Genomic DNA, 13,463 nt, shown 5'->3' on the forward strand with positions numbered 1-13,463 from the left:
GTCGATCGGGCCGCGAAGGGCGGCGGCTCCGGGCGTGCTGCCGGAGTCGCCGCCCTTCCGCGTCAGAGCTAGATCCCCGTTTCCCCCGCCGCACGCGCCGCGCGGGCGGTGAGGGCGGCGGCTCCGGCGTCGGTGAGGCGGCCGTGCAGGCGCAGCCGGGCGAATCCGCCGTCCGGGTAGACGTCGATCCGGGCGTGCGTGGCCAGGACCGGTGCGGCGAGCGGCAGCCGGTGCGGGCTGTCGGGCTCCAGCCGGGTGCGCGGGAGGACCTGCTTCCACGCGCCGTCCGCGCCGTTCTTGACGGACAGGGACACCCAGCCGGCCGCGTTTCCCTTCAGGTTCGCGGTGTCCACCTCCACCGCACGGATCTCGCACTGGCCGGCCAGCCGGTACGCGATCCAGTCGTTCCCCTTGTCACGGCGCCGGCGCGTCTCCCAGCCGTCGTCCTGCTTCTGCGACAGCCCCGGCATGATCGTGTTCCCGGGGGAGGAGTAGAAGCCGTCCGAGGCATCCTCCACGACCCCGCCGTTGACCACGCAGGCCACGTCCACCGCGCCGAGCAGGGCCAGCCACTCGGGGGCGGGCAGCACCTCGCCGTGGACCCGCAGGCGGGCGATGCCCCCGTCGGGATGCTGGTTGACCCGCAGGTGCGTCCAGCGGCGCTCGGAGTCGACCGCGAACCCGTTCGCGGCGTGGCCGTACACGGGAGTGCGGGGGACGATCTCCTCCCAGGCGTCCGCCCGTTCGAGGAGTTCGGCGGCCGAGGGCGTCCCTTCGAAGGCCGCCGCCCACACGCTGACCTGCTGCGGGTGGTTGCCGCGGAAGTGTGCGGTGTCGACGACGATCCCGCGGATGACGCCGGGGGCGCCGAGGCGGATCAGTGCCCAGTCGTGGTCGGAGTCCGTCGGGAACGGCTCGTCCGCGCGGGCTCCGCGCCGGCGCCGGGTCTCCCAACCGTCCATCACCTTGCCCTTGTTGCCGTAGTCGTGCACGTCGAAGACGGCCGGAGTGCGCAGCAGGAGGTTCTCCCGCTCGGCGAAGAACTCGTCGTTGGCCGCGATGACCCCCGCGCCGAGCCGCCGGTCGGCGAGGTCGGTCAGGTGGGAGAAGCCGAAGGTGCCGCCGCGGTAGTCGGCGTACGGATCGCCCGAGACGTAGGGTGCGGCGGCGAAATCTGTGGTCGGGAGCTGCATGTGCGGAAGCCTGCTTTCCGTTGCCGGTAAGGGAGTTGGGACTCGGTGGGATGCCCTTACTCTCGCCCGGCGGGATTGCGCAGGTCCATCGATTGTTTTCGATCATTCCTTTCAGCAGACCTGAACGGTGCAGGCGGGCTGCACCGCGGGCCCGGCAGTGCGCCGGGCCCGCGGAACTCAGAACGTCCGGGCCAGCAGGGCGAACAGCGCGGACCAGTGCCGCTCGTCCGAAGCCGCGTCGTAGGAACTCGTGTCGGCCAGCGTGTAGCCGTGCGCCGCGCCCTCGTACACCTCGGCTTGGTGGCGGACGCCCGCCGCCGAAAGGGCCTTCGCCAGCCGGTCGATCTCCTCGGCCGGCAGGGACGGGTCCTGGTCCGCGTGGCCGAAGTACAGCTCGGCGGTGACCCGGTGCGCCACCAGGTGCGGACTGTCCGGCGCGTCCGTGGCCAGGAACCCGCCGTGGAAACCGGCCGCGGCCGCCACCCGCTGGGGATACGTGCCCGCCGTGAGCAGGGCCAGCCGGGCGCCCAGGCAGTACCCCGTGAGCGCCACCGGCCCGGCGGCCACCTCCGGAAGGCCCGCGAGCCGCTCCAGATAGGCCTCGGCGTCGCGCATCGCCAGCTCGGCGGTCAGCGAATCGAGGACCGGGCCGACCCGGTCGAAGAGCTCCGGCTGCCGGCCGAAGTCCACGAACTCCGGAAGCTCGAACACCGGTGCGCGCCCGTGGCGGTAGAAGAGGTTGGGCATCAGCACGACGTAACCGGCCGCCGCGATCCGGTCCGCCACCGATTTGACGTGCGGACGGATCCCGAGCGCGTTCACGTACAACAGCACCCCCGGGTACGGGCCTTCGCCGTCGGGCCGGGCCAGATAGGCATCGGCGGCTCCGTCCCGCGTGACGACCTCCACCGTCGTCCGGACTACCTCGCATGCGGTCGTCATGGCCGTCCCCCTCTATTCGTTTGGCGAAGGCCGCAGACTACCGTGATCGGGGTCTTGTCCCGGAGTGTCCGGAAACCGCCCCCACCGGGCCCCGGTTGGGGGCGTACCGTGGTCCGATGCCAGTAGTGGACATCAGCGCCAGCGCGGAAGAGTTCGACGCCGACCCGTATGCGTTCTACGAGCGGATGCGTGCGGAAGGGCCCGTCCACCAGATCATCCTCAACGCCGGCGACACCGTGCCGACCTGGATGATCGTCGGGCACGAGGAGGCGCGCCGCGCGCTCAACGACCCGATGCTGTCCAAGGACTGGCGCGCTTCGGGCAACTTTCCGGACATCCAGCTCAGCGCCGTGAACTCCAACATGCTGGAATCCGACCCGCCGCACCACACGCGGCTGCGACGCCTGGTGTCACGGGAGTTCACCGCGCGCCGGATGGAGGGCATGCGGGCGCGGATCCAGCAGATCACCGACGAACTGCTCGACGCGATGGCCGCCCGGCCCGAGCGCGGCGGCGACCTGATCGAGACGCTGGCGTTCCCGCTGCCGATGACCGTCATCTGCGAGCTGCTCGGCGTCCCCGACCTCGACCGGGCCAGGTTCCGGTACTGGTCCAACGAGATCGTCTCCCCCACCTCGCCCGAAGCGAACAGCACCGCGAACCAGATGATGGGGGCCTACCTGGTGGAGCTCATCGGGGCCAAGTCCAAGGACCCCGGCGAGGACCTGCTCAGCGCGCTGATCCGCACCAGCGACGAGGACGGGGACTCCCTGTCCCCCGACGAGGTCATCGGGATGGCCTTCCTGTTGCTGATCGCGGGCCACGAGACCACCGTCAACCTGATCTCCAACGGCGTACGGGCCCTGCTCGCGCACCCCGCCCAACTGGCCGCACTGCGAGCCGACCCGGACGGGCTGATCGACGGAGCGGTCGAGGAGATGCTCCGCTACGACGGCCCCGTGCAGCACACCACGTACCGCTTCGCCCGCGAACCCCTCGACGTGGGCGGCACCATCATCCCGGCCGGGGCCACCGTGTTCGTCTCCCTGAGCGGCGCCGACCGCGACCCCGCCCGTTTCGCGGACCCCGGGGTCTTCGACATCGGCCGCGCCCCGCAGGGCCACCTGGCCTTCGGCCACGGACTCCACTTCTGCATCGGCGCCCCGCTGGCGCGCATGGAGGGCCGCATCGCCATCCGTTCCCTGCTCGAACGCTTCCCCGACCTGGCCGAGGACCCGCAAGCCGGCCCGCGGGCCTGGCTGCCGGGCACCCTGATGCACGGCGTGAGCCGCCTCCCGCTGCGCTGGTAGCCCCGGCGGCCGGGCCCGGGTCCGCGGCCCGGGATCCGTCGGAGGAGGGCGATGCCACCGCGAGTCGTCCGGTACCGGCCTCAGCAGACGGGGACACCTCGTGCGAGGTGAGGATCGGTCCCGACGGGGCCGGGGCAGATCCCTTCGACGCAGAGGCCGCCGGTCTCGACGAGGCCGCGGCGCGGATCCGGCGCATCCTCGAAGGGCTCGACACCCTGCGGGCATTCACCCTCGCGCACGCGCCCGCGGCCTGGCTGCACCAGTGCGCGGAGACCCAGGGGCCGCCCTCGCCGGAACGGCTGTTCCTCGACGGGCTGGACGTGGTCTCGTCCGACGCGACGGAGGTGACCTTCTCCTACGGAAACCTCCGGCCGCTGCTCGTCCGGGTGGACGGCCGCGGTCGGGGCCGGGAGGTGCGCCCGAAGGCCTGAGCCGCGCACCCCTCTCAGCCGGCGGAACCCCGCGCCAGGAGACGTACGGCCTGCTCCAGGCGGGCCCGCCGGGTCTCCGGGGTGAGGGCCTGGAGGAGGGGCAGAACGACGAGGTAGCGCCCGGTCCGGTCCAGGGCCTCGAAGGCCGCCCGGGCCGCCGGATCCTCCGCCAGGGCCGCCGTGACGTCGGCCGGCACCTCCGCCGCCCGCTGGGAGGCGTAGGCCCCCGCCCAGCGGCCGTCCTCCTGCGCCCTGCGCACCTCGGCGAGGCCCGGTTCGCGCATCCGCCCCAGGGCCGTCAGCTCGGTCACCTTGTCGACATTGACCTGCGACCACAGGCTCCGGGGCCTGCGGGGCACGTACTTCTGGAGGTAGTGGCGCTCGTCCAGGGACCGGCGCTGCCCGGAGATCCAGCCGTAGCACAGCCCGATGTCGACCAGCTCGTCCGAGGAGACCGAAGGGATCCCCGACGACTTCTTCGCCAGCCTGACCCACACGCCCTCGTGCCGGGTGTGGTGCCCGGCCAGCCAGTCCTCGAAGGCCCCGGCATCGGCGAACGCGATGACCTCCACGCCGTCCAGCTCGTCCATGCACGCCAGATTAGTGCCCCCACCCCCGGAGCGGAGCGGGTGCCCGGCTGCGGGATAATGATCGCCGGTGCGGGCCCGGTTCGCGCCGGACAGCGCAGCGACCCGAGATGGAGCCCCCGATGGACGTACGCCACTTCGAGCGGATCACCGCCTTCATCGAGGCGCGGCTCACCCCGCTCTTCGCCGAGGAGACGGGCAGCGAGAACGGCTTCGGGATGGACGACACCTCCCGCGCCCTGCGCGCCCTGCGCAACGCGGCACTGGAGGCCTCGGTCGCCAAGGGCCTCATCGCGCAGCGGGAGACGGCCGAGCCGACGGTCCGCCGGGTCATCGACCAGGCGGTGGAGCACCACTGGGACGTGCTGCGCGGCATCGCCCGCCAGTGGGAGGACCACGCCGACTTCGTCCGCGAGTTCAAGCGCCACGCATGGGAGCTCGACGAGGCCCCCGCGGCGGCCGTGGCCCCGTAGGTCCGCAGGTCAGTAGGCCGGCAGCCCCGTAGCCGGCCCGCTACGGGGCTACCGCAGGTCCATCCCCGGGTCGTCGATGACGCGCTCCTGCTCGCTCTGCTCACGCAGGCGGCGCGCCTTGTCCCGCAGCCGCCGGCTCTCGTCCGGGTCGGTCGAGCGGGTGGCGGCCTCGTCCAGTTCCTGCGCCTTGTCGCGCAGCTGCCGGGACCGGCCGTGGGACTCGCCTGCACTCATGTTCACTCCTGGGCGCTGTGGGGGGACGCCGGGCGTCCTTCAGCGAACCAGCAGTACGCCGGGAGCGCATCTCGAACCCCGGCCCGTGGCGACGTACGGTCACCACCAGTACGCGGGGTACCTCGGCGCCTTGCGGCGCACCCGGGAGGCCGCGTACCCGGTCAGCACGATCAGCACGGTCGATCCGAACAGCAGCGGGACGAACCGGGCCGCCACCGGGGTCTGGAGCACGACCACCACGGCGGTGGCGCAGGCGGGTGAATGCGGGGTGCGCGCGGCCATGACCAGCGCCAGCGTCACACCGGCGGCCACGGCGGCCCCCCAGGCGCTGCTTCCGGCCACGGCCAGCACCCCGTAGCCGACGGCCGCCCCGACCATGTGGCCTATGACCACCCCGCGCGGCTGCGCCAGCGGCAGCGTGGGCGCGCTGTGCACGAGGGCGGCGCTGGCGGCCAGCGGGGGGATGAGGATCGGCTCGTGGATCATGGCTCCGATCGCCACGAGCCACAGCAGCACCACCGTGGCGGCGCTGATGCTGTGGATCGCGGCGGCGGCCGTCGGCCGGGCCGGTGCCCGGCCGCCGATCGCCCGCCGGCGGGGCGGCTCGGGGGCGGCGGCCCCGGAGGAGCCGGAGGCGTCGGGGGACTGGGCAGGGTGGAGCGCGGTACTCATGGCGGCAGGTTTCCGGGCAGGGCGGCCGTCGGCCGGGCAGGTGCGAAGCTGGGGCGGCGGGGCGGCGCCGGTCCCGCGACGACCTTATCCGGGCCCTTCCGGTCGCCCTCTAGCGGGTCCCGGGGCCGTCACCGGGCGCCCTTCCGCAGGTCCCGGGGCCGTCACGCGTTGGGGTCGAAGGGGATCCCGGCCGGTTTGGCCTTGGCCAGGTGGCCGTTGAACTGGCCGTCCTTGATCCCGAGCAGGGCGCTGCCGAAATCGGCCTGGCTCAGCTTGTCGCGCAGCCCGGCGGGGTAGCCGTTCCAGCCGACCAGCGCGGGGTACTGCCAGGTGCCCTTGTGGTTCTCCGGCGGCTCGTCGTTGGAGTTCGCGGCACGGAAGCAGTGCGTGCTGATCCCGTCCTTGTGATAGACGATCTTCGGGTGCGTGCCGTCGAACCGGATCTGCGAGGCGGCGTGGACCTTGAAGTTCCCGTGCTCCGAAGTGGAGACGTAGCCGACCTGGTTGTTCTGGATCCACACCACGACGTGCTCCCAGTCGTGCCGGTGCCCGGCGCTGCCGGGGCCGAGCGAGACCTGGTCCTTCTCGAAGTAGAGGGCGTACATGACGGCGCACCAGCCGTTGTTGCACTTCGCGCGGGAGTAGCCGTTGGTGTTGTTCAGGTCGGAGAGGTCGCGGCACTGGCCGTTGACGTCGCCGCCCATCTTCAGGCCCCCGTTGAGGGTGCCGTCGGGGCCGATGGCCGGGCTGGAGTAACAGCCGTCCCGGTCGTAGTCGTAGGCCGGCTGGAAGCTCTGCTCCAGCCCGTCCGCGTTGGCGGGCAGGGCCGGGGGCGGGGCCGCGTACGCGACCCCGGGGACCGCGAGGACCAGCGTCGCGGCCCCCGCGGTGGCGGCGAGCATCCGGCGGGCCCGCCGGCCCGGCCCCCTGCGGGAACGCTTCACGGGCGGTGCGTCGGCCATCGTGTCCTCCTCATCGGTCACACGGGCAACGCCCGTGCGGGAATGCGGAGTTCAGCTTTCCGGGCTCCCGCCCCCAAGCCAAGGGGCGGGAGCCGACCCGTGTCCGGGAATCGCCGTCAGCGGTTCTCGGGGAGGTCCGCCTCCGCCGGGGCAGCGGCCGGGGCGAACGCGAAACCGCGCGCCGTGGCCGTGGCCGGGCCGGCGGCCGGAGCCTTGCCGCAGAAGGCGGCCTCCAGCGTGCCGCCGAGGGCGGTGTTGGCCTGGCCCCGGTTGGAGGTGTTCGCCATGGTGGACAGGGACCGCTTGCCGTCCCGGGTGGTGAAGGCGTAGGTGTAGAAGCCCTGCACCGTGCCCGTGTGCCCGTAGACCTGCACACCGCACGAGAGGTCGTAGCGGCGCAGGCCCAGCCCGTAGAACCGGGTGTTCGTGGTGTCGGTCGGGGTCACGGTGATCATGGCGTCCAGCGTGCCGGGACGCAGCAGCTTCCCGCCGAGCAGGGAGGACATGAAGGTGCTGAGGTCGGCCGCGCTGGAGATCATCGCGCCCGCGGACTGCGCCCAGGAGACGGTCTGTTCGGTGGAGTCGACCAGCGGGGCGCCGGCCTCGTCCGGGTGCAGGTAGCCGTTGGCGTGCAGGCCCTTGATGGCCGTGCCGGGGTGGACGTAGGAGGTGTTCTTCAGCTTGAGGGGCTTGATGATGCGCCGCTCGTACTCCTTGGCCACCGGCTTTCCGGTGGCCTTCTCGATCAGCATCCCCACCACCACGAAGTTGGTGTTCGAGTACTTGTACGCCACCCCGGGCTCGGTGGTCCTCGGCTCGGCGAGCGAGAGGCCGACGAGCTCCTTGTACGTGAACACCTTGTTCCGGACCGCCTCGAAGCCGGGCACGGTGTGCTCGAACATCGCGTTCGTGTAGTCCGCCAGACCGCTCCGGTGGGTGAGCAGGTGGCGCACCGTGATCCGGTCGTCGGGCAGCAGGCCCGGAAGGTAGGAGTTGACCGGCCGGTCCAGCTCGATCCGTCCCTCGTCCACCAGTTGGAGGAGGACGACCGAGGAGAACGTCTTGGTGACGCTGCCGATGCGGAAGCGGGCCCGCGGGTCCATCGCCGCGCCCGTCTCCCGGTCGCGCACGCCCTCCACCCGGCTCTTGACCCCGTCCGGACCGGTGAAGCGGGCCATCGCCCCGGGGGCTCCGGCCGCCGTCGTATTGCGCAAGGCCTGCGTCAGCGCCTCCAGATCGGGCGCGGCCACCGGCTGGACGGGAGCCTGGGCGACGGAGCCGGGCGCGCTCGCCGCGTGGGCGGCGGTGGCGGGCAGCGTACCGCCGGCCACGACGGCGAGCAGGGCGGCGCCGACGGCCAGCCGCCGTGAGCGGGGGAGCGCGGACCGGGTGGACGGGGACGACGGGTACGGCAGGTACGACGGGTACGCAGACGGGCGCACGTTGCTCCTCGAAATGGGCCGGGTCGGCCGGCTTGGGGGGTTTGCGGATCGTTTCCGACCTTACGGATGATCAACGACAGGTGGGAACGTTTTCCAGCCAAGCCGCCCCGCGGACGTAAATGTTCGTCATCCAGGCCCGGTAGTCCGGAAGATAGGACCAGGCGTCATTGGTGTAGCCGTCCGAGGTCACCGACTCCGCGTGCTTCTGGCAGGAGATGCGGACGGTCGTCGGCCCGGGGAGGGCGTAGACCCGCGCGGCCCCCGTCGCGGGCTGCTCCTTGGTCCACACGCCGGTGCCCCAGGTCTGGAACACCTGACCGGTGACCGGGCCGGTGTCCACGCGGACCGCCCCGTAATAGCCGTTCGACAGCCGGGCGTCGGTGACCTCACTGACCATCAGTTTGGTGCCGGACTGCCGGGCCTCCACGATCTTGCCCGCCCCGAGGTAGAGGGCGATGTGGTGCAGGTCGCGGGAGGTCCCCCACACCAGCAGGTCGCCGGGGAGCAGCGGGGCGAGCCCCTGGGCGGCGGTGAAGCGGGTGGCCGCGCGGTGCGTGTAGTACTGCGCACTGGCCACCCCGTCGAGCAGGTCCGAGCCGGCCGCCTGCGCGTAGGCGTAGCGGACGAAACCCGAGCAGTCGAAGCCGAGCCGTTCGGGATCGTGCTCGCTCGCCGGATCGGTGGGGTCCACCTGCCCGTACGTGGCACCGGGCCCCGGGCCGTGACCACCGCCCCAGGTGTACCAGACCCCCTTTCCCACCTGTTCGCAGGCGGCGGCGACGGCCCGCTCGGCCGCCGCCGAGGCGCCGGGGGCCAGGACCCGGCAGCCTTCGTCGGCGGACGCCGGGCCTGCGGGGGTGCAGAGGAGTACGGCCAGGAGCGCGAGGAGCGTTCCGATGAGACCAGTTCGGCGCAGCACGGTGGAGACCTCGTTTCACGCGGTGGGGCGGGGGGTGAAGCGCGGGCGCCGACAAGGCACTTGACGGCGGGACCCGGACCCGGATCGGGGCCCGGATCCGGATCCGGATCCGTGGATCAGCCTGTCGGCCGCCGCGGCGCCCCGTCGAGGGGCGGACGGGGCACCACCCGAACGGGCAACGGGAAACCCCGGAGGAAACCCTGACGGCTCAGCAGCCGCCCCGCGGAGCCCGCACGGGCAGACCGGGCGCGAGCGCCTGCCGTTCGCGCGGCCCGAGGCGGCCCACCGTCCGGCAGATCTCCGCCAGCCGGGCGCCGGGATCCGGGTTCCACAGCCGTACGGTGCCGTCGTTGCTGCTGCTCGCCAGGGTCCGCCCGTCGGGGGAGAAGGCGACCCCCCACACCGCGTTGGTGTGGCCCGACAGCACGGCCCGCAGCCGGTGTCCGGGGACGTCCCACAGGCGCACCGTACGGTCGTTGCCGCTGCTCGCCAGGGTCCGCCCGTCGGGGGAGAAGGCGATGCCCCGCGCCGAACCGGTGTGCCCGGTCAGTACCGCGGTGACGCGCCGCTGCTCCGTGTCCCACAGCCGTACGGTGCCGTCGTTGCCGCTGCTCGCCAGGGTCCGCCCGTCCGGGCCGAACGCGACGGCCCGTACCGCACCCGCGTGCCCGCCGAGCGCGGCGAGCGGGCGGCGCCCGGCCACGTCCCACAGCCGGACGGTCAGGTCGTCCCCGGCGCTGGCCAGGGTCCGGCCGTCGGGGCTGAAGACCACGTCGTTGGCGAAGTCGGTGTGCCCGGTGAGGGTGGCGAGCGGGGCGCGCGTGGCGGTGTCCCAGAGGCGTACGGTGCCGTCGGCGCCGGCCGAGGCGAGGGTCCGTCCGTCGGGGGCGAAGGCCACCGAGAACACCGTCCCGCCGTGCCCCGTGAGGGTGGCGAGCGGAGCGTGCGCGGTGGTGTCCCAGAGGCGTACGGTGCCGTCGGCGCCGGCCGAGGCGAGGGTGCGTCCGTCGGGGGCGAAGGCCACCGAGAACACCGTCTCGGCATGTCCGGTGAAAGTGGCTTGAACCCGCCGCCCGGCCACGTCCCACACCTGCACCGTGTGATCGGCGCCGGCCGTCGCGAGGAGCTTCCCGTCGGGGCTGTACGCGGCGTGCCACACCTCGGTGAACGGGCGCGCCGTCAGCACGGACCCCCGCAGGTCCCAGAGGACGACGGACTGGTCGAACGCGGCGGTGGCGAGCACCGATCCCGCCGGATCCACGGAGACGGCGAGCACGTAGTCGGTGTGACCGGCGAGCGTCGCCGTGAGCCGGCCGCCCCGGACGTCCCACAGCCGGGTGGTGCCGTCGCCGCCCCCGCTGATGACGGTGGTGCCGTCCGGGGTGTAGGCCACGGAGTTGACGTCGTCGCTGTGCCCGGTCAGCGTCGCGGCCGCCCGCCGCCCGCCGACGTCCCACAGCCGCACCGTACGGTCGACCCCGCCGGTGGCGACCGTACGGCCGTCCGGTGCGAAGGCCGCGCCCAGCACCTCCCCGGTGTGCCCCTCCAGGACGCCGGCCGGCTCCGCCCGCCGCGTGTCCCACAACCGCACGGTCCCGTCGGCGCCGGCCGATACGAGGCTCCGGCCGTCCGGGGCGTACGCCAGGGTGTTGACCCGCGCGGTGTGCCCGGTCAGGACGGCCCGCTCGGAGTGGTCCCCGGCCGTGTCCCGCAACTGGATGGTCCCGTCGGCGGCGGCCACGGCCAGGGTGTCCCCGTCGGGGGCGAAGGCCACCGCCCGGGCGCCCGCCGTGCTCGGGGGCAGCACCGACACGGGGCCGCCGCCGGAACCGAGGGGCCACAGCCGGACCGGGCCGTCGGTGGAACCGGCCGCCAGGGTCCGCCCGTCGGGGCTGAAGGCCACGGCGCGCACCCGGCCGGGCGCGGTGAAGGCGGCGACCGTGCTCCGGTCGGCCACCCGCCGCAGCAGCACCTTCCCGTCGGAGCCGCCGGTCGCCAGCAGCCGGCCGTCCGGGGCGAAGGCCACCGCGTTGACCGGCCCGCCGTGCCCGCCGAGCCGGGCCAGGAAGGGCTGCGCCTGGGTGCTGAGCAGGGCGCCGCGGGCCTCGGGCGTCGGCTCGGCCCGGTAGGCCTCTCCGGCGAGCAGCATCGAGGCCTCGGGCTGTCCGGCGGACAGGGACAGCGACCGCGCGGCCAGCGCCTGGGAACGGGCGGTCCGCTCCTGCCCGAGCGCCCCCGCGCGCTGCTGGTAGGCCACCCCGCCGGCGGTCAGCGCCAGCAGGAGCAGGACGACGAGCGTGGCCAGCATCCGCTGGTGCAGCCGGACGCGGAGCCGGTCCTGACGGCTCCGCGCCTCCTCGGCGGCCCGGCTCGCGTCGAGGAACGCCGTCTCCCGGGGGCCCAGCCGGCTGCGGCCGTCCAGCTCCTCCGCCCAGGTGCGGGCGGTGGCGAGGCGGCTGCCGCGGTAGAGCATCGACGGGTCGCGGGCCTCGCGCACCCATTCGTCGGCGGCCTGGGCCAGCTGCTGGTGGACGAGCAGCCCGGCCCGGTCGGCATGGATCCAGCCGCGCAGCCGGGGCCAGGCGTGCAGCAGGGCCTCGTGGGTGATCTCGACCGTCTCGCTGTCCGCGCTGATCAGCCGGGCCCGGACGAAGGCGTCGAGCGCGGCCGCGGCCCGCACCGGGTCGGCCTGTCCCGCCAGCAGGGCGGTGCGGCCCATCCGGCGCCGGGTGGGCCCCGTACCGTCCGCGATGTGCACCAGCCGCACGAGGAGCCGCCGGACCGTCCGCTGCCCGGCCGGGTCCAGCCGGGCGAACACCTGCTCGGCGCTGCGTGCCACGGCGCCCTGGATCCCGCCGGCGTACTCGTACCCCGCGACGGTGAGCGTGGATCCCTCGCGCCGCTGCCAGGTGGCCATCAGCGCGTGAGACATCAGGGGCAGGGCGCTGGCGGGAGCCTCTCCGGGCCAGGCGTCCGGACCGCCGCCGGGGCGCGGCACGGGATCACCGGCTCCGGGGTCACCGGCTCCGGGATCACCGGCCCTGGGATCACCGGCACCGGGGTCCCGTACGCCCGCGTCCCGCAGCAGCAGGGGGACCAGCCCGGGCTCCAGTACGAGCCCGGAGAGCTCCGCGGGGTGCGTGATCGCTTCGCGCAGCTCCGCCACGGACATCGGGGGCAGGACGAACAGCCCCTCGCTGAACACGGCGGCCAGCTCCGGCAGGTCCAGGCACTGCCCGGAGAAGTCGGCCCGCACACCGAGCACGACGACGGCGGGGTCGGGTCCGCCGCCGGGCGTCGCCGCCGGCCGAGCGGTGGCCAGGGCGAGGAGCACCCGTACGAAGGCGCGGCGCTCCTCCTCGTCGGAGCAGAGGGTGAACAGCTCTTCGAACTGGTCGACCAGCAGCACCGGCCGCACGGCCGGGAGCCGGCCCCCGGCCGCTCCGGGGGAGGGGCCGTCCGCTCCGGGGGCGGGCCCGGCCGGTCCGTCTCCGCTCGTCAGCCGGTGCACGGATTCGAGCAGTCGTTCCGGGTGGGCGCCCAACTGCTCCGGGTTGACGCCGAGGTCGCCCCCCACCGCTTTGACGGTGGCTTCGAGGAGCTCGCGCAGCGGGTGCGCGGTGGGGGTGAACCTGACGACCGGCCAGCCGTCGGACCCCGCCACAGGGAGGCCGCCGCGCCGCAGGGCCGGTACCAGACCCGCGCTGAGCAGGGAGGACTTGCCCGCGCCCGAACGGGCGACGAGGAGCAACGGGCCGTGCCCGAGCCGGTCGTGGACCCGCTCGACGAGGGCGGCCGTGGCCCGCTCCCGGCCGAAGAACCACCGGGCGTCCTGCGGGGTGAACGCCGACAGGCCGCGGTAGGGGCACGCGCCGTCCGACTGCGGACCGCGCGGGTGCGGCGGACCGGCCTGCGCGGGGTGGGGTCCGGCCCGCTCGGCGCGGGCCCCGGTCGCCGGGGGCGGCCCGGACCCCTCGTTCTCCGGTACCAGCCGCAGGAGTTCGCCCTCTGCCCCGAGGACCCGGTCGCAGCTGCGGGCTACCTCGAGGGTGACCGGCTTCGCGCCGGTCTCGATCTTGCTGAGATAACCCTTGCTGTAGTGCGTCCGGCGGGCGAGGTCGCCCAAGGACAGGCCGCGCTCCACGCGCAGCCTTCTCAACTGGGCGGGAAAGCCCGCCGCGGTCCCGCTCGCGCGGTCCGGATCCCCCAAGACGTCCCCCATGGCAATGTGCGCCCAGGCTGTGAGAGGCAGGTGCCCAGGCTATCGCGGGGGTCTGACGGCCGACCGGCCGTTCGTG

Annotated in this window: 12 protein-coding genes; 3 read left to right on the forward strand and 9 right to left on the reverse strand. The window is 73.8% G+C overall.

The window, feature by feature from the left end; genetic code table 11:
- Nucleotides 1-68 precede the first annotated feature (68 nt).
- The gene (gene alc / locus ACFWNV_RS05525) at nt 69-1,193 is read right to left on the reverse strand and encodes an allantoicase (protein ID WP_383940900.1); all 1,125 of its coding nucleotides are present in this window, start codon (nt 1,191-1,193) and stop codon (nt 69-71) included.
- Nucleotides 1,194-1,370: 177 nt separating this feature from the next.
- Nucleotides 1,371-2,135, reverse strand: coding sequence for a dienelactone hydrolase family protein (locus ACFWNV_RS05530; protein WP_383940903.1), 765 nt, complete (start codon nt 2,133-2,135; stop codon nt 1,371-1,373).
- Between the two features lie 116 nt (nt 2,136-2,251).
- On the opposite strand from ACFWNV_RS05530, the gene ACFWNV_RS05535 reads away from it, so the two are divergent.
- Complete coding sequence (locus ACFWNV_RS05535) at nt 2,252-3,445, forward strand: cytochrome P450 (RefSeq protein ID WP_383940905.1); 1,194 nt, start codon at nt 2,252-2,254, stop codon at nt 3,443-3,445.
- A 107-nt stretch (nt 3,446-3,552) separates the two neighbouring features.
- Entirely contained in the window at nt 3,553-3,876 is a 324-nt protein-coding gene (locus ACFWNV_RS05540; RefSeq protein ID WP_383940908.1) for a hypothetical protein, read from the forward strand.
- Between the two features lie 14 nt (nt 3,877-3,890).
- Here ACFWNV_RS05540 and ACFWNV_RS05545 read toward each other — a convergent pair whose 3' ends face one another.
- Nucleotides 3,891-4,466, reverse strand: coding sequence for a YdeI family protein (locus tag ACFWNV_RS05545; protein WP_383940910.1), 576 nt, complete (start codon nt 4,464-4,466; stop codon nt 3,891-3,893).
- A 119-nt stretch (nt 4,467-4,585) separates the two neighbouring features.
- Between ACFWNV_RS05545 and ACFWNV_RS05550 the strand changes: the two genes are divergently transcribed.
- Nucleotides 4,586-4,936 (forward strand): hypothetical protein, encoded by a 351-nt coding sequence (locus ACFWNV_RS05550; RefSeq protein ID WP_383940913.1) that lies wholly within the window; start codon nt 4,586-4,588, stop codon nt 4,934-4,936.
- A gap of 48 nt (nt 4,937-4,984) precedes the next feature.
- On the opposite strand, the gene ACFWNV_RS05555 is transcribed toward ACFWNV_RS05550, so the two are convergent.
- The 6 genes from ACFWNV_RS05555 to ACFWNV_RS05580 all read right to left on the reverse strand — a co-directional run bounded on the left by ACFWNV_RS05555 (nt 4,985) and on the right by ACFWNV_RS05580 (nt 13,387).
- Nucleotides 4,985-5,170: a DUF6381 family protein gene (locus tag ACFWNV_RS05555; protein ID WP_284717145.1), complete on the reverse strand. Its 186-nt coding sequence runs from the start codon at nt 5,168-5,170 to the stop codon at nt 4,985-4,987.
- Nucleotides 5,171-5,269: 99 nt separating this feature from the next.
- Entirely contained in the window at nt 5,270-5,842 is a 573-nt protein-coding gene (locus ACFWNV_RS05560) for an HPP family protein (RefSeq protein ID WP_383940917.1), read from the reverse strand.
- 161 nt (nt 5,843-6,003) lie between these two features.
- Nucleotides 6,004-6,804: an NPP1 family protein gene (locus tag ACFWNV_RS05565; protein ID WP_383940920.1), complete on the reverse strand. Its 801-nt coding sequence runs from the start codon at nt 6,802-6,804 to the stop codon at nt 6,004-6,006.
- A 116-nt stretch (nt 6,805-6,920) separates the two neighbouring features.
- Nucleotides 6,921-8,147: a serine hydrolase domain-containing protein gene (locus ACFWNV_RS05570; protein ID WP_383941128.1), complete on the reverse strand. Its 1,227-nt coding sequence runs from the start codon at nt 8,145-8,147 to the stop codon at nt 6,921-6,923.
- Nucleotides 8,148-8,316: 169 nt separating this feature from the next.
- Complete coding sequence (locus tag ACFWNV_RS05575; protein WP_383940923.1) at nt 8,317-9,165, reverse strand: C40 family peptidase; 849 nt, start codon at nt 9,163-9,165, stop codon at nt 8,317-8,319.
- Between the two features lie 208 nt (nt 9,166-9,373).
- On the reverse strand, nt 9,374-13,387 hold the full coding sequence (locus tag ACFWNV_RS05580; RefSeq protein WP_383940926.1) for a helix-turn-helix domain-containing protein: 4,014 nt from the start codon (nt 13,385-13,387) through the stop codon (nt 9,374-9,376).
- Between the last annotated feature and the right edge of the window lie 76 nt (nt 13,388-13,463).

It is taken from the genome of Streptomyces sp. NPDC058401 (assembly GCF_042722885.1).
Classification (GTDB): domain Bacteria; phylum Actinomycetota; class Actinomycetes; order Streptomycetales; family Streptomycetaceae; genus Streptomyces.

Bases quoted from the DNA above. Each gene is read 5' to 3' on its own strand.
- alc (WP_383940900.1), bottom strand. From the start codon at position 1,193: ATGCAGCTCCCGACCACAGATTTCGCCGCCGCACCCTACGTCTCGGGC.
- ACFWNV_RS05530 (WP_383940903.1), bottom strand. From the start codon at position 2,135: ATGACGACCGCATGCGAGGTAGTCCGGACGACGGTGGAGGTCGTCACG.
- ACFWNV_RS05535 (WP_383940905.1), top strand. From the start codon at position 2,252: ATGCCAGTAGTGGACATCAGCGCCAGCGCGGAAGAGTTCGACGCCGAC.
- ACFWNV_RS05545 (WP_383940910.1), bottom strand. From the start codon at position 4,466: ATGGACGAGCTGGACGGCGTGGAGGTCATCGCGTTCGCCGATGCCGGG.
- ACFWNV_RS05550 (WP_383940913.1), top strand. From the start codon at position 4,586: ATGGACGTACGCCACTTCGAGCGGATCACCGCCTTCATCGAGGCGCGG.
- ACFWNV_RS05555 (WP_284717145.1), bottom strand. From the start codon at position 5,170: ATGAGTGCAGGCGAGTCCCACGGCCGGTCCCGGCAGCTGCGCGACAAG.
- ACFWNV_RS05560 (WP_383940917.1), bottom strand. From the start codon at position 5,842: ATGAGTACCGCGCTCCACCCTGCCCAGTCCCCCGACGCCTCCGGCTCC.
- ACFWNV_RS05565 (WP_383940920.1), bottom strand. From the start codon at position 6,804: ATGGCCGACGCACCGCCCGTGAAGCGTTCCCGCAGGGGGCCGGGCCGG.
- ACFWNV_RS05580 (WP_383940926.1), bottom strand. From the start codon at position 13,387: ATGGGGGACGTCTTGGGGGATCCGGACCGCGCGAGCGGGACCGCGGCG.